This window comes from Flagellimonas sp. CMM7, from assembly GCF_021390195.1.
Lineage (GTDB): Bacteria > Bacteroidota > Bacteroidia > Flavobacteriales > Flavobacteriaceae > Flagellimonas.
The window spans coordinates 807432-828689 of record NZ_CP090003.1 but is presented as its reverse complement, the minus strand read 5'-3'; the positions used below and the strand labels follow the sequence as shown (position 1 = coordinate 828689).

The window sequence follows — 21258 nt, the reverse complement described above, 5'->3', positions numbered from 1 at the left end:
AGATTATATCTGCTGTTTTCTTTTAAGTTCATTATAATTTAATTAACAATAAAATCCTTATTTTTTTAAGTATTTCCTGTAATGTAATGTCAGGACCCCTATGTATATTGCAATCTCTTTTTAAGCAGACGCTGTTGATAAGTACTTCCTCAACTTGTATCAACCTGCACAAAATGAGGTAGTTTAATGGTTTTAAACCCTTAAATTATCTTATTATGAAAAGAGTAGTAACCAAACCTTATTGTTAATCGGGATAACTGTTATGGCAGTTTCTTGCGAAATCCCATCCATTGATGAAGAAGAGAAATCAATTGTTACAGATATTGACATTCTTTCACCTGACAAAAAAACCAGACCGCCAGGTAGTAACGATTAGTGCGTTGGCCTTTATGGGAATTTTCATGAAGTTCGCATATATCTTTTTCTTGAAGGACAACGATGTTACCATTGATTTTAACGGCTATACATCGTTGTCTTCTCTTTTGTGGGTATGGGGCAACGAGTTTTCAACAATTTCGATTGGAGCCATTATTTGGGTTTCTGCTACATATCATTCAAAAAACTTGCTTTCAAAGAAAGTATTTCGGATTATTTCTGCATTTACGATACTATCTGGATTCTATTTTGTTTGCTGGACTTTTTTGGATAGTAAGTATTTTACGGAGATGGTTGAAATCATCGGTAGTATTACAATGGCAATAATAAGCACGGTTTTATATATTGGATTTATCTCATTCCTCTCTAAGGAAATAGCCAATGTGCGAGAATTAAGAACCGTGATTATTGATTTCTTTGTTGAACTGAATAATGTTCATATTGGGGGCTTGCTAAAAAACTTCAAAAAGTTGGAATTACTTGATGATTATAATATTGAGCAAAACTTAAGAAAGCAAATCAATGCTAAATTAAAAATTGAGAGAGAACAAATAATGGCAAGTCTTGATAAAAGTATACGAGAAAAAGCGAGTAAAGTTGATTGTTAACCGCCCTTTTTAACTACTATTTAATAAAGTGTCCTATATAGCATTTATAACCAAGTTTCTTCTCAGGCATTCCTATAACCTGGATTTTTCAATTTCTATTTTGGTTGTAATTTGTTTTGTGAACAGCATCGAAAATTTCTTTTCAATCTTTTCATAACCAATATCATTGGTCAAATCATAATTTAAAACCAGCTTGTTCTTAAGTGGTTTTTCAAAAATTAGGCTACAATAATTACTTACCGGCCAATTGTCTATAACACTCAATCTATAGTTTGAAACAGTAAAGTCAAAGTATTATGGAAATCAGATTCGGTAATCCAGATATGCTTTAGAGCAAAAGCTTCAAGAGTGAAAGTTAGGGCAAAAAAATGTAGAGAGTGTTGGCAAACAATTGAATTTCAATGTTCAAATTCCTACATTGCCTATCCCCATACTTCAGATTAATTCTGGCAGTGAATTAATCTAAAGAATTTATGACAAAATCAAAATTTTCCATTCCACACAAGAGTCCTTATGCAGATATTACATCAGTGGTTCATAACGATTTAGTTTATGAACAAGGTTTTTATTTTAGTAATCTTGGAACAGTGATGATTCATTCCCAAGAGCTTAATCATGGTTTTTGGGCTTTGTTCAGTTATTACTGTAACGATCGGCACCATTTTTTGAGCACTGAGAACAGATTGAAGTTCACTCGTCGAAGCCTTGCAATATTAGCGGGTAAATTTGCAAGGGACATATACCATTCAGAAAGAAAAAAAAGGAGAAGATTTATTTAGATGCTAGGCTATCGTTCTAACCTGTTTAATATGGAGTCCCTAAAGGGTTGACTTTTTTGCGGCTTGAAATTTTCACTTTTGGGTCAGTCGAACCGTTGTCTTTTAAATCTCCTTACTATACCATTTCTTCACAGAAATAGAACCTTTATAAATGAAAAAACTCCGGTAATCAGCCGGAGTTTATTCATCAATCAAAAAACGAACAGTCATGATAAACTGTTGTAGGATTACAAATTACAACTTTCTTGCCAAAAAACAAATTTAAGGTATGTTTAACTGTAATTTGTACAGATAATCTTTGGATTATCCCAAATATGTCTTTAAAATCTTACTTCTAGAAGTATGCTTTAACCTTCTAATTGCTTTTTCTTTTATTTGGCGAACACGTTCTCTTGTTAAATCAAAAGTTTCACCGATTTCTTCCAAAGTCATAGAATGTTGACCTGCTAAACCAAAGTATAAGCGGATAACGTCTGCTTCTCTTGGTGTCAACGTTTCCAATGCGCGCTCAATTTCAGTACGTAAAGATTCGTGTAACAAATCTTTATCAGGATTTGGAGATTCTCCACTTCGTAATACATCGTATAAGTTGGAATCCTCACCATCAATCAATGGAGCATCCATAGATACGTGACGACCTGAGTTTTTCAGCGATTGCTTAACATCTTCAACGGTCATGTCCAATTCCTTAGCAATTTCCTCTGCAGATGGAATACGCTCATGCGCTTGTTCTAAGAAAGCAAAGGTTTTATTGATTTTGTTAATAGAACCAATTTTGTTCAAAGGCAAACGTACAATACGCGATTGTTCTGCCAAGGCTTGCAGAATGGATTGACGAATCCACCAAACTGCGTATGATATAAATTTAAATCCACGGGTTTCATCAAAACGTTGTGCTGCTTTGATCAATCCTAGGTTTCCTTCATTTATTAAATCAGGAAGGGTCAATCCTTGGTTTTGATATTGCTTTGCAACAGAAACCACGAATCTAAGGTTGGCTTTAGTTAATTTCTCTAAGGCTATCTGGTCTCCCGCTTTAATTCGCTGTGCCAATTCTACTTCTTCATCGGCTGTGATTAAATCAACTTTACCGATTTCCTGTAAATATTTGTCTAACGAAGCGGTTTCCCTGTTGGTAACCTGTTTTGTAATTTTTAACTGTCTCATTTAATTTCCCTTCAAATTAAGTTTGTGAACCGAAGCTCATTAAGTTATACGTAGGAAAACGCAAAAAGTTACAATTTGACAAAAATTTATTTGGATTTTTTCTTAAAAGCAAAAAGCCCAAGGAGAAATCCTTGGGCTTTTTAGTATATATATTCTAACGAATTGTTAGTCCCTTCGGGGTTTTCTATCTCTATCGCCACCTCTGCGGTCGCCACCTCTACGGTCATTGCCGCCTCTTCGGTCACCACGATCGTTTCTTGGTGGTCTTTCAACATATCCTTCAGGTTTTGGAAGTAAAGCTTTTCTAGAAACCTTCTCTTTTCTGGTCCTAGGGTCCAGACCAAAGTATTTTACATCAAAGACATCTCCCATGTTTACTACATCAGAAACGTTTTCTGTACGTTCCCAAGCTAGTTCACTTACGTGTAATAATACTTCATTGCCAGGTGCGTCCATATATTCTACAACCGCACCAAAATCAAGCATCTTGATTACTTTTACCTCGTAAACGCTTCCAACTTCAGGTTTAAACAATATAGAATCTATTTTAGCTAAAACAGCATCAATACCTTCATTGCCAACACCTAAAATTTCTACGATACCTTCTTCTGTTACCGGATCTTCATTAATTACAATGGTAGTTTCCGTTTCTTTTTGCATTTCCTGTATTACTTTTCCACCAGGACCAATTAATGCACCAATAAATTCGTTAGGAATTCTTCTAGTAACCATTTTTGGAGAGTGTGGTTTCACATCTTCCGCTGGAGCAGCTATCGTATCGGTTAATTTACCTAAAATATGTAAACGACCGTCACGAGCTTGATTTAGAGCATTTACAAGAATTTCGTAAGACAATCCTTTTACTTTAATATCCATTTGGCAAGCCGTAATACCATCGGAAGTACCAGTAACTTTAAAGTCCATGTCTCCTAAGTGATCTTCATCACCTAAAATATCTGATAAAACTGCGTACTTTCCAGAATCGGCATCAGAAATTAATCCCATAGCAATACCGGAAACAGGTTTTTTTAATTGAACACCAGCATCCATAAGTGCCATAGTACCAGAACAAACTGTTGCCATAGAAGACGAACCGTTAGATTCCAATACTTCACTTACAACACGTACTGTATAAGGACAGTCTTCTGGAACCATACCTTTTAAAGCACGTTGTGCTAAGTTACCATGTCCCACCTCACGACGAGAAGTTCCTCTAATAGGTCTTGCTTCACCGGTTGAGAAAGGAGGGAAGTTATAGTGTAAATAGAAACGTTCTTCACCTTCAAAAGAAGGCATATCTATTTGATTTGCTTCTCTAGATGTTCCTAAAGTAACCGTTGCTAATGCCTGAGTTTCTCCACGAGTAAAGATTGCAGAACCATGAGTTGATGGCAAATAATCAACCTCACACCAAATAGGTCTAATTTCATCTGTCTTACGACCATCTAAACGTAAACCTTCGTTTAAAGTTAAATCTCTAACAGCGGCTTTTTCAGCTTTACTGTAATATTTAGAGACTAAACCTCCAATATCTTCTAACTCTTCTTCAGAGAAAGTCGCTTTTATTTCTTCTTTAATTTCTGCAAATGCAGCACTTCTTTCATGTTTGGCAGAACCTGCTTTTGCTACAGCATATACTTTGTCGTATGCCATATCGTGAATTTTTTGAGCTAAATCAACATCTTCACGTTCTGGCTCATACTCACGAGTTTCTTTTTTACCAAATGCTTCAGCTAATTTCAACTGAGCAGCACATTGTACTTTAATAGCCTCGTGCGCAAACTTAATAGCTTCAGTCATTTCTTCCTCAGAAATCTCATCCATCTCTCCCTCAACCATCATTACAGAATCAGCAGAGGCACCAATCATCATGTCAATGTCAGATTCTTCTAACTGTGCTCTAGTTGGGTTGATGACGAATTCACCATTTACACGACCAACTCTAGCTTCAGAAATAGCACATTCAAAAGGGAAATCTGATAATTGAATAGCAGCCGAAGCAGCTAATCCTGCCATAGCGTCGGGCATAACATCGTCATCATGAGACATCAACTGAATCATCACTTGTGTCTCACTGTGGTAATCTTTTGGGAACAATGGTCGTAAAACCCTATCTACCAAACGCATGGTTAAAACCTCACCATCACTAGGGCGGGCTTCACGTTTGAAGAAACCACCTGGGTAACGCCCAGCGGCCGCAAATTTTTCGCGATAATCTACCGTAAGAGGCAAAAAGTCAACATCGCTTTGTTTGTAATTTGAAACAACTGTACATAATAACATACACTTGCCTGACTGGACAACAACAGAACCGTGGGCCTGTTTTGCCAATTTTCCGGTTTCAATAGAAATCTCTCTACCGTCACCAAGGTCAATGACCTCTCTAAAAGTTTTTGGAATCATAAAAAATATCTTGACCCGTCTTAAATCTTCGGGTCGTTAAACATTTGGTCTACCGTCATCCGGACGGTCGGGTTGTGTTGTTGTTGTGTGTGCCTGTGGCACTGACCAATGAAAAACCGTAAGCAGCTTTTTGTGTTTGCCCAACCTAGGTAGGGACTTTTTATTTTGCTAAACAGGTTTAACAAAATAAAAGGGAAGCCAAAGCCTCCCTTATATTGTTTATTTTCTAATATTAAGTTCCTTAATAAGGGAACGATATTTTTCAATATCTTTTTTCTTTAGGTAATCTAAAAGACTACGTCTTTTACCCACCAATTTTACCAAAGAACGTTCGGTATTGTAGTCCTTGTGGTTTCTTTTTAAATGCGTTGTTAAGTGGTTAATACGGTGAGTAAACAATGCTATTTGTCCTTCCGTAGAACCTGTGTTCCCTTCGGAACCACCGTGTTTCTTGAAAATCTCGGCCTTTACTTCTTTTGTTAAATACATTCCAATATTATTTAAATGATTTTTATGTATATGATTGTCTATCAATCAGCGTGCAAAGATAATCCTTTTTTTAACTTAAAAGTTTTATTACTTGATTAAACCTTTTGTTTTTCTCTCGGTCATAGAAACAAACCATAAAATTTGATTATTATGAAAAAGAGTCTTAAACAGGTTAATTATCCAAAAATTATCTCCATACTCACGGGAATTCTGCTTTTAGCTGCAATTTCTTGTAGTAAAGATGAGAACACTACCGAAGATTTATCCAGTACGGAGGTGATTTCGTCAACGGAATTGCAATTTAGTGATGAAGCCGAAATGATTTCTGAGGAAGTTACTACTATAGCCTAAGATGTATATGCTACAGATGAAATTTCTATTATTTCCAAAGCTGATTATGAATCTGATTACCTTCCAGATTGTGTAACGATTACCACCGTTGTTACGGAGACTACACGCGAGAAAACCATAGATTTTGGTGAAGGTTGCCAACTACCAAATGGAAATATCTTGAGTGGAGTTATCAATTTAAGCTATGCCAAGAACATGGAGGCAGCTTCTAAAAGCATTGCTTTAAATCTTGAGAATTTTACTTTCAATGATGTTGCTGTTGAAGGTTCTGCGGATATTTTACGGGAACGTTCCAATGAAAATGGAAATCCGCAAGGTACCATGAATGCTTCTTTTAGTGCTGCATGGCCCGATGGAGATACAGCTTCTTTTGAAGGGACCCGAACCCGTGAATGGATAGAAGGTTTTGGCTCTGGTTTCTGGGGAGATAACGTTTTTTTGATTACCGGTAAAAGAACATATGTAGGTAGGGAAGGGAATGTTTTTATAAAAGAAGTAACCACACCATTAAGACGGGAGTTATCCTGTAGGTTTATTGTGAGTGGAATTTTAGAAATTACTAGAAATGATAATACGGCCAGTTTGGATTTTGGAGATGGCAGTTGTGATGCAAAGGGAATTTTGACACAACCTGATGGAACTGAAAAAGAAGTGTTCTTAAGGCGCTTTTTAAAATAGAACGGATATTGGAAAAAGAAAAAGCCTGCAATTGCAGGCTTTTTTTATGCTCTTACGGGTTGGTTTTGAATCAAATCAATATACAAATTGACTTTTTGTTTTAAGTCTCTACGATGCGTGATAAAATCTAAAAACCCATGTTCTTTTACAAATTCTGATGTTTGGAACCCTTCTGGAAGGTCCTTTCCAACAGTGTCTTTAACCACCCTTGGTCCTGCAAAACCTATCAGCGCTCCTGGTTCAGAAATATTAATATCTCCCAACATAGCATAGGAAGCAGTGGTTCCGCCAGTTGTAGGGTCAGTACATAAAGAAATATAAGGAACTTTTGCTTCAGCCAACTGAGCCAATTTTGCAGAGGTTTTTGCCAATTGCATTAGTGAAAGAGCAGCTTCCATCATCCGTGCTCCTCCAGACTTGGAAATCATTAGGAAAGGAATCTTTTTTCTTTTGGCAACATCAATTGCTCTAGCAATCTTTTCACCAACAACGCTCCCCATAGAACCTCCAATAAAACTAAAATCCATACAGGCAATAACCATTTCTTTCCCCATGGACTTCCCAACAGCAGTTCTTATGGCATCTTTGAGGCCCGTTTTTTGCTGTGCAGCTTTAAGTCTTTCAGAATATTTTTTGGTGTCAACAAAGCGTAAAGGGTCTTTAGAAGATAATTTTTCATCCAACTCTTTGAACTTATTATCATCAAATAGAATTTCAAAGTATTCTTTACTGCCTATTCTAACATGATAATCATCTTCTGGACTTACATAGAAGTTTTTTGCCAAATCTTCCGACTCAACAATTTTTCCGGTAGGGGATTTGTACCATAGCCCCTTTGGGGTGTCTTTTTTCTCCTCAGTAGCTGTTTGAATTCCTTTCTCTTTTCTTTTAAACCAAGACGACATACAATCAAAATTAAATTAAACGGCTCTCTTTTAAGTGATTACAATGTATTCACATTGTTTAAGTCTTCAAATGCTTTTTTCAAACGATCAACAAAAGCTTTTTCTCCTTCACGAAGCCAAACTCTTGGGTCATAGAATTTTTTGTTTGGCTGATCGTTGCCATCTGGGTTTCCAATCTGAGCTTGAAGATATCCTGATTTTTCTTGAACATAGTCCCTAACTCCTGCAAGAAAAGCATACTGAAGGTCTGTGTCAATATTCATTTTTATAACCCCATACCCAATAGCTTCTCTTATTTCTTCTACAGAAGAGCCTGATCCGCCATGGAAAACGAAGTCAATATGGTTATGTTCCACTCCATATTTTTCTGAAACAAATTCCTGAGAATTTTTCAAGATTTTTGGAGTCAATGTTACGTTTCCGGGTTTGTAGACTCCGTGCACATTACCAAAAGCGGCTGCAACGGTGAATTTAGGACTTACTTTGGATAGCTCTTCGTACGCAAAGGCAACTTCTTCAGGTTGTGTATATAATTTAGAACTATCTACGTCTGTGTTGTCCACACCATCTTCTTCGCCCCCGGTTACTCCCAATTCGATTTCCAAGGTCATATCCATTTTGCTCATGCGTTCCAAATAACCTTTGCAGATTTCAATGTTCTCTTCAATAGGCTCTTCGGATAAATCAATCATATGTGAACTGAACAAGGATTTTCCTGTGGCAGCATAATGCTCTTCACTGGCATCTAACAAACCATCGATCCAAGGCAATAATTTTTTGGCACAATGATCCGTATGCAGAATTACTGTTGCTCCATAAGCTTCCGCTAATTGGTGTACATGTTTAGCTCCTGCAACAGCTCCAAGTATTGCTGCTTTTTGGTTTTCGTTTGATAGACCTTTACCTGCATTAAATTGAGCTCCTCCATTAGAAAATTGAACTATTACGGGAGAGTTTAGAGCCGCAGCGGTTTCCAAAACGGCATTTATGGTATTAGATCCAATTACGTTTACTGCCGGTAAAGCATAACCGTTTTCTTTGGCGTGATTAAAAATTGCTTGCACTTCATCACCTACAGCAACGCCTGGCTTAATATTGTGGGACATATTTCTTTAGTTAGTTTTGGTTGAATTAAGCCACAAAAGTAATAAAATATTTACTCTAGAAAGGATAATTGATTCCTATATTGAATACGGCATTTCTAAGGTTGTATCCCCTAAACCATCTTTTGGACCATTCATCAGCAGGATTATAGGTTTTAAAGCCTACATCCAGTCTAAAAACAAAGTAGGTAAAGTCATACCTAAGTCCAAAACCTGTACCCAAGGCAATATCTGCCAAAGAATCAAAACCACTAAAAATGGCATCTGGGTTGTTTTCATTGTCAAATACATTCCAAATATTACCTGCATCTGCAAAAAGAGCCCCTTTTACGTCTCCAGCAATTGGAAAACGATACTCCATGTTTAAAGCAATCTTTAGATTGGCTTCATTAAAATCATTGATATTACTAGTTCTTCCCGGGCCTAGTTCATATGCATTCCATGCTCTATTGTCATTAGAACCACCAGCAAAGTAACTTCGAACAAAAGGGATACTTTTAGAGTTGCCGTAAGGGATACCAAGACCAAAGAAGCTTCTAAAAGCTATTACCTTGGAATCTGCTACTTCCCAATGTTTTACAAAATCAACCTCAGATTTAAAATATTGAGAAAAAGGAACACCAAATACCAAAAGTTGGTCGTTATCATTTTTATTATAGGGAACAACATCTTCCAATAAGGAAAGCAGGTTTCCAGCACTCTCCAATTTTACTCTAAGCTGATAAAAATTATTATCGTTGATATCCGCCTTACTGTTTTTAGTGAAAGTGTAATTACTGGCGAAAATCAAGTTGTTTTCAGTTAAGCGCTGTCTCCGTTCTTCAATACTATTTACTTCACTCTGCTGTTCAGGGGTTGCCGGGATTTCATTATTAAGTACCGCTTGTGCAAAACCGTTGGCCCCGTCAGGAATGCTTAATATTAATGGATCTTGAGTATTGTTGGTTGCCCTGAAAAAAGATGAGTACTGCGGATCGTCCTGAAAATTATCTGCTACGGCATCTAAATTGTTAAAAGTATTTTGATATACATTGTAAAAGTTGTCTGGATTGACATTGCGAACAAACTCCACGTTCATCAATTCAATATTATGCTTTAAACTATTTGATGGGGACCAATTATATGACAGCACACTATTGAAAGATTGTTTGTCCAATCCAATGTTCTTCTGGAAGTTGGTACCCACCAAAAGCCTACTTTGGGGTAGCATGTAATAAGGAATTATTTTCTCCGTATTTATAGGAAACCATATTCTTGGGAAAATAATGTTTACATCGCCCCCAAGTTCAGATGTAAAGGTTTCATCAGATAGAGAAGCATCGCTCAACAGACCAATAGATCCTCTTGCGGAAATATTTAATGTCTCGGCCCCTCCAAAAACATTTCTGGTAATTACGGTTGCACTGAAGGCTGTACCTACTTGTTGAATGTTGGAATGGGTCACATCAAAATCTAAGTTCAAGGAGTATTTTGGTCTGGGAGCTAAGTATATATTGGTAATTAACTGTGCTTGTGTGGTATCTGGAATAAATTCAATGTTAGGATATTTAAAGGTGTTTAAATTGGTGATTTGTCTGTAGGTGCGAATTCTGTCCAAATCTCTATAAACACTATCTTTTTCAAAAAAAATAGCGTCCGTTAGAGCTTCAGGCTTGTACTTAAGTCTGTCATTATAGAATATGGTGTAGTTCTCATAATCTATGGATTTTAAAGAATCCGTTCCTCCTCCAATTAAATAATCCGCATATATATTTATTTTCTTTAAATGATGAATACGGTAAGGGTTATTTGCTAAACTGTCACTAACACTGCGAGGTTTTTGAATATTCAATTGTACATCCATTAATTGATCATTCGCTACTTGAGATGTATCTCTTAGAATATCATAATTAATGGAGCTCTCCTGAAAGTTATAGACCCCAGAATTTCTAAACAATGTTGTTAATCGTTCGCGCTCTTGGTTAAAATTGGCCAAATCAAACTGTTCCCCATCCTTTACAAATGCGGAATTTACGGAGCTATTATAAATTGAGTCGAGCTCTGGCGAGGAAATGTTTTTTAGTATGGTATCAATTAAAAAAGGTTTCTCCAGAGAAATTTTATAATCAACTTCTGCCCTTTTTTTTCGTTTTCCTTTGACAATACTATAGGTTCCTGAGTTGTTAAAATAACCTTTGCTGTTGTAGTATGCCTTTAGTCGGTCAACAGTTTTTTGGGTCAAAGAGGTATCTATGACAACCGGAGGTTCCCCAATTCTTTTGAAAAAATCACTTGCACCTTTAACGACAAAGGATTCCTTTAATCTGTTGACTTGTTTTTGGGAAAGTAATCTGTTTAATCTTTTTTCTCGTTTTTCTTTTCTGTGCAGCCAATTCTGAAAAGAAGAGTCCGGATTTTCTTTGGCAAGATTATACAAATTTAACCGAAGGCGATAACCAAGTAAACTACTATTTGGTTTTTGAGCGATAAGACTTTGAATGTTATCATCCTTTATCTTTTCTTCGTCTGCATAAATGGAGTTTTTGGTCAGAAGCAATTCATTGTCATCCACCCTTTTAAGGGTATTACAACCTATCATGGTAACCATAAGCAACAATAACCCTATTTTTGCCTTGTTACGCATTAGACCTAAAAAACCCTTCATAGACGCCAAAAATACACGATTTAGATGGTTACCAAAAACCAAATTAAACTAGTTGTTAGCTTACAGCAAAAAAAGTACCGAACTCAACATGGGCTATTTGTGGTTGAGGGTGTAAAGACTGTAGGTGAAATATTAAATGCTGGACTTGAACCTTTCAAATTGTTTGTTGATGAACCACAGAAAATTGAAAATTTCAATGAAATTGAGGTTGTTTCAAAATCGGAACTAAAGCAAATGAGTAGTCTTAGCAATCCAAATGGGGTGTTGGGAGTATTTTATATGCCAAAGGTCAAAAAAACTGATACCGCCGATTGGACGGTTGCTTTGGACGCGGTTCGGGATCCAGGTAATTTGGGAACTATAATTAGATTGTGCGACTGGTTTGGGATAAAACATCTTATTTGTTCAATGGATACCGTAGATTGTTACAATGCCAAGGTGTTACAGGCCACGATGGGGTCCATAACAAGGGTCAATGTTGTTTATACTGATTTACTGGATTATTTAAAAAAGACCTCGCTTCCAATTTTTGGAACTTTTATGAATGGTGATACCGTGTATCATAAAAAAATACCTAAAGCGGGAATTATGATTATGGGTAATGAGGCCAATGGAATTTCTGAAGAAATCAAGAATTTGGTCACTGAAAAAATAGCTATTCCTCAGTTTGGCTCAAAAACGACCGAGAGCTTAAATGTTGCCACTGCAACCGCTATTCTCCTAAATGAAATAAGGAGGGGCTAGCTAGCGTAGGCTATTCAAAAGTAAAATTGATAAAGATTCCACGTGTGCGCATAGCATTAATGTTTCCGGTCCAGGGACTATTAGGGTCATCATCAGGAACAAGTTCATCCGTTAAAGCAAAAACACCTCTAATGGATGGTGAAAACTTGAAATATTCAGTATAAATATCAATTCCAAAACCAAGTTCATAACCATAAACATTCTGTTTCATACGGAATTCACCACTACTGTTGTCATCTAAACTATCTTCTTTACTTCCTAGATTCATTGAGGTATATACTCCGCCGGTAATATAGGGTTTCCAGTTACCAAACCTTTTAGCACTAACCTTTACCAACAACGGGAATCTAATATATGTTGATTTAACTTCCCTTATAGCGTCATTTTCCGAAGTAAAACCAGGAAAGCCTAAAATTCTAGAGGTGTATAGCAAGCCAGGTTCAAAACGTAAATCCAAAAACTCATTGATTCGCATTTCACCGATTAGACCAACATTGAAACCTGCGCTGGTATCAACTAAAATGTCTTGCCCAATATCGTTTTCATATTCAAATTGAAAGTCATATACATTGAATCCTAGATAGTATCCCCAGTTCAATAACTTTAAATCTTCGGTCTGAAGATTAAGAATAGGGTCTTTTCTAAACTGTGCAGATGAATTTGGACATACCATTAACAGCAGGCCAAATAGAAGAAGGACGTTTTTCATCAAATTATTTTGTAGCGACATATATAGATGCCACCCCAAATGTCTGGGGCATGTTCTCTATACCTATAAACCCAATTTTGTCCAAAATATTGTTGAATTCTTGACCATGAGGAAAAACGGAAGCTGATTCACTTAAGTAATCATAAGCAGAACGATCCTTGGAGAAGGTTTTGCCAATTCCAGTGAGTATATATTTTGTGTATAATCTGTAGCCCTGTTTAAATGGTGTTTTGGTTGGGACAGATGTTTCAAGTATGACCAAACTTCCTCCTGGTTTTAATACCCTGAGAATTTCTTGAAGCCCTTTTTCCAGGTTTTCAAAATTCCGTACTCCAAAAGCTACGGTAACCGCATCAAAGGTGTTATCATCAAAAGAAAGACTTTCACTATCACCAACGACCATTTGAATGGTGTCTTGAAGGTTTTTATCCGTAATCTTGGTTTTTCCAACCTCCAACATTCCTTGAGAAATATCTAATCCGATAATTTTTTCCGCGCCTGTCTTGGTCATGGCAATAGCTAAATCTCCAGTGCCCGTGGCAATATCCAGAATGGTTTTTGGAGATTTTTTCTTGAGAAGATTAACCACTCTTTTGCGCCATTTTAAATCAATACCTAAAGAAATAACCCTGTTTAAACCATCATAATCCTTAGAAATGGTATCGAACATTTGCCTTACCTGTTCCTTTTTTCCAAGGTCAGAATCTTTATAAGGTTTAACTTTTTTGGACATGTGCTGAATTTGCTGGCAAATATACAACTTAGGTATATGAGAGGTGTACAAAAATAATTACGTAATTTTGCCTCGCAACAAAGGAAAACTTTTCCGTATTATGTTAGGTATTCGTCTTTTAGACTGTGGTCAATATTCTTTTTTTACCATTACAAATTGAATTTATTAAGAACATCTTATTTTAATCAATGAAGATTATAATTGCGGGAGCAGGTGAGGTAGGCTTTCATTTGGCAAAACTTTTGTCATATGAAGCACAAGAAATTACATTGATTGATACGGACAAGGAAAGTTTGTCGTATGCAGACAATCATTTGGACATTAGAGTCCTTCGTGGTGATGCCACTTCAATAGAAGTGCTGAGAAATGCACAGGTTGAAACTTCAAAACTTGTTATTGGAGTCACGTCGTCAGAAACAACCAATTTAACACTCTGCCTTTTGGCCAAGCAGTTGGGTTGTAAAAGAACCATTGCCAGAATATCAAATACAGAGTTCATAGATAATAAGGAGCTTATTAAGTTCGATGAGCTTGGTGTAGATGAATTGATTTCTCCAGAGGAACTGGCAGCAACAGAAATACAATTGTTGTTGAACCAATCCGCTTTTAACGACACCTATGAGTTTGAAGGGGGATTGCTGACCATGATTGGGGTTTTCTTGCCAAAATCTGCACCTTTTGTTGGTAAAATGGTCAAGGAGGCCGCTAAAATTTTCCCAGAACTTCATTTTATGCCCATTGCATTACAGCGTATGGGAACCCAGTATACCCTTATTCCAAGGGGGGATACTGTTTTCAAAGAAGGAGATCAAGTATATTTCATTACGTCTGCTGAAGGAGTAGAAGAGCTTTACAAGCTCACAGGAATGCAAAAGAAGGAAATAAAAAATGTAATGATTCTTGGAGGCAGTAAAGTTGGTTTTAAAACTGCCCGTGATCTGTGCAATAAAAAATTCAATGTAAAACTCATTGAAAAGAACAAAGAAAAAGCATTTGACATAGCGGACGAGCTACCTCATGCCTTGGTGATCAATGGCGATGGAAGAAATGTTGAGCTATTGGATGAAGAGAGTTTAGAGTCAATGGATGCATTTATTGCTGTTACTGGAAATTCAGAGACGAATATTATGTCTTGTTTGGTAGCCAAATCCAAAAAGATTAAAAAGACCATAGCGTTGGTGGAGAACATGGATTATTTTCAGCTATCACATTCAATAGGGGTTGACACGCTTATTAACAAAAAACTCTTGGCCGCCAATAATATATTTAGGTATATAAGAAGGGGAGAAGTGTTGGCGTTAACACGTTTGAACAACTTAAATGCGGAGATTTTAGAGTTTGAGGTGAAAGCTACATCGTTGGTAAACGGCGAAATAATAAAGGAATTAAACTTTCCAAGAGAAGCTAGTATAGGAGGAGTTATTAGAGATGGGAAAGGGATTATTGCTTTAGGAGATTTTAAAATTTTAGAAGGGGACCGTGTTGTAGTCTGTTGTTTGCCAAAAGCAATTCCTAAAATAGAAAAGTTGTTCTTGTAATGGGACTTAATACACGCATTATTGTTCACATTATGGGACTATTGCTACTTTGCAATGGCTCTTTTATGCTTTTAGCTGCATTTGTAAGCGGCATTTATAAGGACGGTGTTACGTTGGATATTACGCTTGCAGCCATTGTAACCATGTTGTTTGGTGTAATGGCCATGTTTTACACAAGGGGCCATAAAAAGGAAGTAAAAAGAAAGGAAGGATACATTGTAGTGACTTTTGGATGGATAATTATGTCTATCTCAGGAACACTACCTTATCTTTTTTCAGGAGCAATACCAGAAGTTACCAACGCTTTTTTTGAAACCATATCCGGTTATACAACTACTGGAGCGTCCATTATAGATGATATAGAGGCAATGCCAGAAGGAATTCTTTTTTGGCGGAGTCTAACACATTGGATAGGGGGGATGGGAATCATTGTACTTGCAATAGCTATTCTTCCACTTTTAGGTATAGGGGGGATGCAATTGTTTGCAGCGGAAGCACCCGGACCAGCAGGTGATAAGCTACACCCAAGAATAACAGATACAGCAAAGCGCTTATGGTTAATTTATTTTGGATATACGGTAGCTGAAACTATTTTATTAAAATTGGCGGGGATGTCCTTTTTTGATGCCATGAACCATTCCTTGGCAACACTATCAACAGGAGGTTTTTCAACCAAAAATGCAAGCTTGGCATATTGGAACAATCAACCCCTAATACAATATATTACCATTCTATTTATGTTTTTGGCAGGAAGTAATTTTGTATTGAGTTATTTCGCTTTTACGGGTAAAGTACAACGAATACTAAAAGATGAAGAGTTTAAATACTACACAATTTTTATTGTCCTCTTTACAATTGTAGCTGCATTAGTGGTTTATTTTAATGCGAACGTTCCCGTATCTGATTTTCACCCCATGGTTTTAGGGAAGGCGGAGAGCGCATTTAGGCACGCACTTTTTCAAGTTGTGGCAATTGTTACAACAACAGGTTTTGTAACTGCTGACTTTACAAGTTGGACTCCTTTTCTAACTATTTTCTTTTTTGGACTTATGTTCTTGGGAGGGTCTGCTGGTTCCACTGCAGGTGGAATAAAAGTGATGCGGCATTTATTGATTATAAAAAACGGACTGCTGGAGTTTAAACGTACCTTGCACACCAATGCAATTATTCCCGTTCGTTATAATGAAAAAACAGTTTCGGAACATATCGTGTACAACATAATCGCCTTTTTTGTGCTTTATATGTTATTCTTCATAATAGGTTCTTTGGTGCTTGGGTTTTTAGGCCTTGATTTTGTTTCCGCAATTGGCGGTTCGGCATCCTCTCTAGGTAATGTAGGTCCTGCATTGGGAAGTCTTAATCCTGTTAGCAATTACAATAGTCTGCCAGATGCTGGTAAATGGTGGTGCGGATTTTTAATGCTATTAGGTCGTTTAGAACTTTTTACCGTGTTAATTATATTAACCCCCTATTTTTGGAAGAAGACCTAAGGTTGTTATAAATACCTCTTAAAGTTCAATCTGTTTCATTACCTGTAACCTTTGGTGTACACTGTGCGGTTGGTTGATGATAAACCACCCAATAGCCCTTCTCTGGTTGTTTCAACAATTAAAGTTGATTCCCATGGGGTTCCTTTGGCGGGCTGAAGCCATAAGGTCTGGGTCACTTTACTAGTTAACCATTTTCCGCTTTTTGAATCTTGAAAAGGATAAGAAGAGGTAATAATCAATCTGTCGTCTTTCCAAGAAGAGGTTGAAACTATAGGTTTTCCGGTACGGCCCATTAGTATATTATTTTCAGACTTTGAACCATCTAAGGCAAAATGGTAACGAACTAATTGTTGAATTTCCCTTGGAACAAAGACCACACGTTCAACATCCAATTGATTTGGTACATGTTTGATGGATATTTTATCGCCCCAACCACTTCCTAGCGACGGTACCGGTGGTTCATCTACCCGATTAATAACAGAGACCCTATGAAGTACAGTGGTTGACCAAGTACCTGAAAAATCAGGATTTTTCATAGCGGAACTCCGTTCTTCAAGTGTGGTTCTATCTGTTCTCTCATATGTTTTTACAGGACTTCCAGAGCCTGCCTCAGGCGGTAAATAGGGGTCGACAGCATTGGCGGTCGCAGATACTCTAGGGTGTTTAATGAATGAGGCCTCGTATTCCTTCACAATACTATCCATAATACCTATAACTCCAGGATAGTAATCTTTGACATCTATTTCTTCCCTAGGATCCACTCTTAAGTCAAATAATCGTACTTGGTTTTCAGGCTCAGGGTCGGGCATTTCGGTTTTGTATACATACCATAGTTTCCAATCTCGCCATTTGACGGCCATTATTTGACCGAACCTTTGTGTGAATATGGCGCTTTCACGGTTGGACTTACTTTGCTTCCCTTCTAGAAAAGGGAGTTGGTTTATCCCATCTATGATTCGGTCTTTTGGTATAGCTTCATCTTTGCCTGTGGCATTGATGATGGTAGAGAATAAATCAACTTCATGAACCATTTCGTTGGAAACCTGCCCTGCCTTAATTCTATCTGGCCATCTAATAACGCATGGGGTTCGAATGCCGCCTTCCATTGCTGAATTATAATATCCACGCCACGGACCGGGTGAGCCCCTCCAAGGGCGTCTCATTTCTGCCCCATTATCGGTGCACCATATAATCAAGGTGTTATCTTCGATTCCCAATTCTTTTAATTGATTTAAAATCAAACCAACGTTATAATCTACGTCGGCCATTGAATCCCCCATATCCCCAGCTCCAGTAGTGCCAGCCTTATCGGGATGAGGCAAGGCGGGAAAATGTAACTGTGTCATGGCATAATACAAAAAGAACGGTTTATCCTTTTCTGCATTCTTCTTTATAAAAGCAATGCTTCGTTCTGCCGCTTCGCGGTCAATTGTACGTCTTGTTTTTTGATTAAAAGGTTTTACTTTTTTGGATACGGTTCCTGCGTTCCCTTCCCATATGTAGGGAGCTGGTTGTAAACTAGGGTCAAAACCTTCCATTGAAGGAAATTGGGAAACATGGGTGGTACCAGGAATTCCATACCACTCATCAAAACCTTGGTGGGTCGGTTCGCGTTTTCCATGCCAGTTTTTGGCTCCAAGATCCCATTTTCCAAAAAGTGCAGTTGAATATCCAACAGACTTTAAACGCTCGGCAATGGTTTCTTCCCATAGTGTAGTGCCTGCGTAATAGTCTTCGCCTGCCCTAACGGCATACCTGCCAGTAAGTATTGCAATGCGAGAAGGGGTGCATGAGTATTCTACATTAAAATTTGTCAATCGAATACCCTCAGCGCCTATTCTGTCAATATTTGGGGTGGGTACACCACGAGCACCACCGTAAGCGGCAACTTCACCAACGCCCAAATTGTCCGGAAAAATCAATACAACATTGGGTTTCTTTTGAGAAAAACCAGAAAGAGAAACTAAGCAAAAGATCAGCGAGGTTAAATATAAAATTGGTTTCTTCATTTGGAAAGTTTTATTCTCTCGAAGATACTATATGATTTTATCTAGTGCGATAAAACTTTTCAAATAAAAAACCCTCAAGAATTTCATATCCTTGAGGGCGGTTATTTTGTAATTACTTTATAGTCTATTTTACTGCTTCAGCAATCCTAGAAATAGCTTTTCTAATGTCTTCTTCACTTGCAGCATAAGAGATACGGATGCTATTGCCGTTTCCAAAAGCGTCTCCGGTAACAGTAGCAACATTGGCTTGTTCCAATAGGTACATGGCAAAGTCAGATGCGTTGTTTATGGTTTTGCCATTAAATGTTTTTCCAAAAAAAGCGGTCACATCAGGATATACATAAAAAGCTCCTTCTGGTTCATTGCATTTAAATCCGTCAATATTATTCAATAATTCCAAGATAAGTTTCCTTCGGTTTTTGAATTCGTCCACCATATACTGAACGCGACTGGGAGATTCTAACAATGCCGTGATCACGGCACGTTGAGCAATACAATTGGCACCGCTTGTAACCTGTCCTTGCAATTTGTTACAAGCTCTGGCAATATATGTTGGAGCTCCAATATAACCTATTCGCCACCCTGTCATGGCAAAAGCTTTGGCAACACCGTTTATTGTAACTGTACGATCATACATGTCATCAAAAGCAGCCATTGAGGCGTGATTCGTAACTCCATAATTAATATGTTCGTAAATTTCATCACTGACCACCACAATTTCAGGGTATTTTTGAAGTACATCGGCCAAACCTCTTAATTCTTCCTTGCTATAAATTGAGCCACTTGGGTTGCATGGAGAACTGTACCACAACATTTTAGTCTTTGGTGTGATGGCCGCTTCCAACTGTTCCGGTGTCATTTTAAAGTCATTGTCTATGGATGTGGCAACTTCCACGGGAACTCCCTCAGAAAGTTTAACAATATCACTGTAACTTACCCAATATGGGCAAGGCAAGATGACTTCATCTCCTTTATTTAAACAAGCTTGAGCTACATTGTAAAGGGCTTGCTTTGCACCTGTAGAAACAACAATTTGAGGGCGTTCATAAGTGATATCATTATCTCTTTTGAACTTGGTGCTTATGGCATCTTTTAATTCTACATAACCATCTACGGGCGTGTACGAATTATACCCATCATTTACGGCCTGTATGGCGGCCTCTTTAATGTAGTCTGGGGTATTAAAATCTGGTTCACCTAAACTAAGGCCAATAATATCTTTTCCAGATGCTCTAAGTTCCCTGGCTTTTGCAGCCATTTCAAGAGTTGCTGAAGGAACTAGATTGTTAATTCTTTCAGAAAGTTGGTTGCTCATTGGTTTTGCTATTTTACTGGTACTGAAGTGCTGGATTTTTACCCAACTCTTTCAAATGTTTGAAGTGCGAAATTATAGCTTTTCTAGTAGTTTTATACTCGTTATAAGGCAAATTAAACTCCTTGGCCGTCTGTTTCACAATTTTGGAGATTTTTGTATAATGAACATGACTAATATTTGGAAATATATGATGTTCAACCTGATGGTTCAGACCACCGGTAAACCAATTTACAATTCTATTTTTGGTGCCAAAATTCACCGTTGTCGCAAGTTGATGAATGGCCCAAGTATTTTTCATGGTTCCGCTTTCATCAGGTAGAGGAGTATCTGCCTCATCAACAATGTGGGCCAGCTGAAATACTACACTCAAAATCACTCCAGCCACATAATGCATAATAAAGAAACCAAGCAATATCTGCCACCATGGAATATCTACCAGAAGTAGCGGTAAAACAATCCAAATAGTGATATATATTGTCTTTGTAATGACCAATGTACTCCAATTTATTACTGGATTTGGCAGCTTCCCATAAGACAATTTTCTTTTCATGTAGCGATACATTTGTTGGAAATCTGTGGTTATTGCCCAATTAAAAGTCAATAATCCATATAAAAGAATGGAGTAAAAGTGTTGAAATTTATGGTGTTTTTGCCACTCGGCATGTTTTGAAAAACGAAGAATTCGTCCTGCTTCCATATCTTCATCATGCTCATGTATATTGGTGTATGTATGGTGCAAAACATTATGTTGAACTTGCCAATTGTATACGTTACCAGCTAAAATATAGATACTGCTACCCATAAGCTTGTTCACCCATTTCTTATTGGAATAAGCACCATGGTTTCCATCATGCATAACATTCATTCCCACACCAGCCATTCCTACACCCATGGTGATTGACAACAGCACGTAACCCCAAAATGGTAGGTTCAATGTCAACATTAAAAAGTATGGAGTCAAGAAAACGGCAAACATCACAACGGTTTTAAGGTGAAGTTTCCAATTTCCGGTTTTTTTTATTTGATTTTCACTAAAATATTGGTTTACCCTTTTATTTAGTGTTCTGAAGAATTGTGCTGAATCTTTTCTTGAAAATCGGATGGTATCCTTTTCCATAAATTAAATTTTTACAAAGGTAAGTAAATTGATTTCTCAAGTCCCCAACTTTATATGAAAACGATGTTAAGGTGTCTAAAAGTATTAATTTTACCGAAATT

General features: G+C 37.3%; 18 protein-coding genes. 7 read left to right on the top strand and 11 right to left on the bottom strand.

Annotated features, from left to right (window positions below):
- Positions 1–293 precede the first annotated feature (293 nt).
- Positions 294–983: a hypothetical protein gene (locus tag LV704_RS03795; protein ID WP_163421668.1), complete on the top strand. Its 690-nt coding sequence runs from the start codon at positions 294–296 to the stop codon at positions 981–983.
- A gap of 473 nt (positions 984–1456) precedes the next feature.
- Positions 1457–1762 carry a hypothetical protein gene (locus LV704_RS03790; protein ID WP_163421669.1) on the top strand — a complete coding sequence of 102 codons (306 nt, stop codon included), beginning with the start codon at positions 1457–1459 and terminating at the stop codon, positions 1760–1762.
- 303 nt (positions 1763–2065) lie between these two features.
- Here the strand turns inward: LV704_RS03790 and LV704_RS03785 are convergent, their stop codons facing one another.
- From LV704_RS03785 to rpsO, 3 genes are all read right to left on the bottom strand, one after another.
- Positions 2066–2929, bottom strand: coding sequence for an RNA polymerase sigma factor RpoD/SigA (locus LV704_RS03785; protein ID WP_055393867.1), 864 nt, complete (start codon positions 2927–2929; stop codon positions 2066–2068).
- A 165-nt stretch (positions 2930–3094) separates the two neighbouring features.
- The gene (locus LV704_RS03780; RefSeq protein ID WP_163421670.1) at positions 3095–5332 is read right to left on the bottom strand and encodes a polyribonucleotide nucleotidyltransferase; all 2238 of its coding nucleotides are present in this window, start codon (positions 5330–5332) and stop codon (positions 3095–3097) included.
- Between the two features lie 219 nt (positions 5333–5551).
- Positions 5552–5821: a 30S ribosomal protein S15 gene (rpsO, locus tag LV704_RS03775; RefSeq protein ID WP_163421671.1), complete on the bottom strand. Its 270-nt coding sequence runs from the start codon at positions 5819–5821 to the stop codon at positions 5552–5554.
- A 150-nt stretch (positions 5822–5971) separates the two neighbouring features.
- On the opposite strand from rpsO, the gene LV704_RS03770 reads away from it, so the two are divergent.
- Both LV704_RS03770 and LV704_RS03765 read left to right on the top strand, forming a co-directional pair.
- The gene (locus LV704_RS03770; RefSeq protein ID WP_233782139.1) at positions 5972–6172 is read left to right on the top strand and encodes a hypothetical protein; all 201 of its coding nucleotides are present in this window, start codon (positions 5972–5974) and stop codon (positions 6170–6172) included.
- A gap of 159 nt (positions 6173–6331) precedes the next feature.
- The gene (locus LV704_RS03765; protein WP_233782138.1) at positions 6332–6850 is read left to right on the top strand and encodes a hypothetical protein; all 519 of its coding nucleotides are present in this window, start codon (positions 6332–6334) and stop codon (positions 6848–6850) included.
- 44 nt (positions 6851–6894) lie between these two features.
- On the opposite strand, the gene accD is transcribed toward LV704_RS03765, so the two are convergent.
- From accD to LV704_RS03750, 3 genes are read right to left on the bottom strand one after another with little or no spacing between them, the layout of a single operon-like run.
- Positions 6895–7755, bottom strand: coding sequence for an acetyl-CoA carboxylase, carboxyltransferase subunit beta (gene accD / locus LV704_RS03760; protein ID WP_163421672.1), 861 nt, complete (start codon positions 7753–7755; stop codon positions 6895–6897).
- A 38-nt stretch (positions 7756–7793) separates the two neighbouring features.
- Positions 7794–8861, bottom strand: coding sequence for a class II fructose-bisphosphate aldolase (gene fbaA, locus LV704_RS03755; protein ID WP_163421673.1), 1068 nt, complete (start codon positions 8859–8861; stop codon positions 7794–7796).
- Between the two features lie 55 nt (positions 8862–8916).
- On the bottom strand, positions 8917–11502 hold the full coding sequence (locus LV704_RS03750; protein WP_163421883.1) for a BamA/TamA family outer membrane protein: 2586 nt from the start codon (positions 11500–11502) through the stop codon (positions 8917–8919).
- A gap of 24 nt (positions 11503–11526) precedes the next feature.
- Between LV704_RS03750 and LV704_RS03745 the strand changes: the two genes are divergently transcribed.
- Positions 11527–12246, top strand: coding sequence for an RNA methyltransferase (locus LV704_RS03745; RefSeq protein WP_163421674.1), 720 nt, complete (start codon positions 11527–11529; stop codon positions 12244–12246).
- Between the two features lie 10 nt (positions 12247–12256).
- On the opposite strand, the gene LV704_RS03740 is transcribed toward LV704_RS03745, so the two are convergent.
- Both LV704_RS03740 and ubiE read right to left on the bottom strand, forming a co-directional pair.
- Complete coding sequence (locus LV704_RS03740) at positions 12257–12955, bottom strand: porin family protein (RefSeq protein ID WP_163421675.1); 699 nt, start codon at positions 12953–12955, stop codon at positions 12257–12259.
- Positions 12956–12959: 4 nt separating this feature from the next.
- Positions 12960–13688 (bottom strand): bifunctional demethylmenaquinone methyltransferase/2-methoxy-6-polyprenyl-1,4-benzoquinol methylase UbiE, encoded by a 729-nt coding sequence (ubiE, locus tag LV704_RS03735; RefSeq protein ID WP_163421676.1) that lies wholly within the window; start codon positions 13686–13688, stop codon positions 12960–12962.
- A gap of 188 nt (positions 13689–13876) precedes the next feature.
- Between ubiE and trkA the strand changes: the two genes are divergently transcribed.
- Together trkA and LV704_RS03725 are read left to right on the top strand one after the other, a co-directional pair.
- Positions 13877–15226: a Trk system potassium transporter TrkA gene (trkA, locus tag LV704_RS03730; protein WP_163421677.1), complete on the top strand. Its 1350-nt coding sequence runs from the start codon at positions 13877–13879 to the stop codon at positions 15224–15226.
- Positions 15226–16716 carry a TrkH family potassium uptake protein gene (locus tag LV704_RS03725; protein ID WP_163421678.1) on the top strand — a complete coding sequence of 497 codons (1491 nt, stop codon included), beginning with the start codon at positions 15226–15228 and terminating at the stop codon, positions 16714–16716. The genes trkA and LV704_RS03725 overlap by 1 nt, the downstream gene beginning before the upstream one ends.
- 38 nt (positions 16717–16754) lie before the next feature.
- Here the strand turns inward: LV704_RS03725 and LV704_RS03720 are convergent, their stop codons facing one another.
- The 3 genes from LV704_RS03720 to LV704_RS03710 form a co-directional block, all read right to left on the bottom strand.
- Positions 16755–18725, bottom strand: a complete 1971-nt coding sequence (locus LV704_RS03720) for a sulfatase-like hydrolase/transferase (protein ID WP_163421679.1) — start codon at positions 18723–18725, stop codon at positions 16755–16757.
- A 124-nt stretch (positions 18726–18849) separates the two neighbouring features.
- Entirely contained in the window at positions 18850–20040 is a 1191-nt protein-coding gene (locus tag LV704_RS03715; protein ID WP_163421680.1) for a pyridoxal phosphate-dependent aminotransferase, read from the bottom strand.
- A 13-nt stretch (positions 20041–20053) separates the two neighbouring features.
- On the bottom strand, positions 20054–21157 hold the full coding sequence (locus LV704_RS03710) for an acyl-CoA desaturase (RefSeq protein WP_163421681.1): 1104 nt from the start codon (positions 21155–21157) through the stop codon (positions 20054–20056).
- Between the last annotated feature and the right edge of the window lie 101 nt (positions 21158–21258).

Coding starts and splice junctions, on each gene's coding strand:
- accD (WP_163421672.1), bottom strand. CDS start 7,755: ATGTCGTCTTGGTTTAAAAGAAAAGAGAAAGGAATTCAAACAGCTACT.
- trkA (WP_163421677.1), top strand. CDS start 13,877: ATGAAGATTATAATTGCGGGAGCAGGTGAGGTAGGCTTTCATTTGGCA.
- fbaA (WP_163421673.1), bottom strand. CDS start 8,861: ATGTCCCACAATATTAAGCCAGGCGTTGCTGTAGGTGATGAAGTGCAA.
- LV704_RS03780 (WP_163421670.1), bottom strand. CDS start 5,332: ATGATTCCAAAAACTTTTAGAGAGGTCATTGACCTTGGTGACGGTAGA.
- LV704_RS03785 (WP_055393867.1), bottom strand. CDS start 2,929: ATGAGACAGTTAAAAATTACAAAACAGGTTACCAACAGGGAAACCGCT.
- LV704_RS03745 (WP_163421674.1), top strand. CDS start 11,527: ATGGTTACCAAAAACCAAATTAAACTAGTTGTTAGCTTACAGCAAAAA.
- rpsO (WP_163421671.1), bottom strand. CDS start 5,821: ATGTATTTAACAAAAGAAGTAAAGGCCGAGATTTTCAAGAAACACGGT.
- LV704_RS03715 (WP_163421680.1), bottom strand. CDS start 20,040: ATGAGCAACCAACTTTCTGAAAGAATTAACAATCTAGTTCCTTCAGCA.
- ubiE (WP_163421676.1), bottom strand. CDS start 13,688: ATGTCCAAAAAAGTTAAACCTTATAAAGATTCTGACCTTGGAAAAAAG.
- LV704_RS03750 (WP_163421883.1), bottom strand. CDS start 11,502: ATGAAGGGTTTTTTAGGTCTAATGCGTAACAAGGCAAAAATAGGGTTA.
- LV704_RS03710 (WP_163421681.1), bottom strand. CDS start 21,157: ATGGAAAAGGATACCATCCGATTTTCAAGAAAAGATTCAGCACAATTC.
- LV704_RS03770 (WP_233782139.1), top strand. CDS start 5,972: ATGAAAAAGAGTCTTAAACAGGTTAATTATCCAAAAATTATCTCCATA.
- LV704_RS03720 (WP_163421679.1), bottom strand. CDS start 18,725: ATGAAGAAACCAATTTTATATTTAACCTCGCTGATCTTTTGCTTAGTT.
- LV704_RS03740 (WP_163421675.1), bottom strand. CDS start 12,955: ATGAAAAACGTCCTTCTTCTATTTGGCCTGCTGTTAATGGTATGTCCA.
- LV704_RS03795 (WP_163421668.1), top strand. CDS start 294: ATGAAGAAGAGAAATCAATTGTTACAGATATTGACATTCTTTCACCTG.
- LV704_RS03725 (WP_163421678.1), top strand. CDS start 15,226: ATGGGACTTAATACACGCATTATTGTTCACATTATGGGACTATTGCTA.
- LV704_RS03790 (WP_163421669.1), top strand. CDS start 1,457: ATGACAAAATCAAAATTTTCCATTCCACACAAGAGTCCTTATGCAGAT.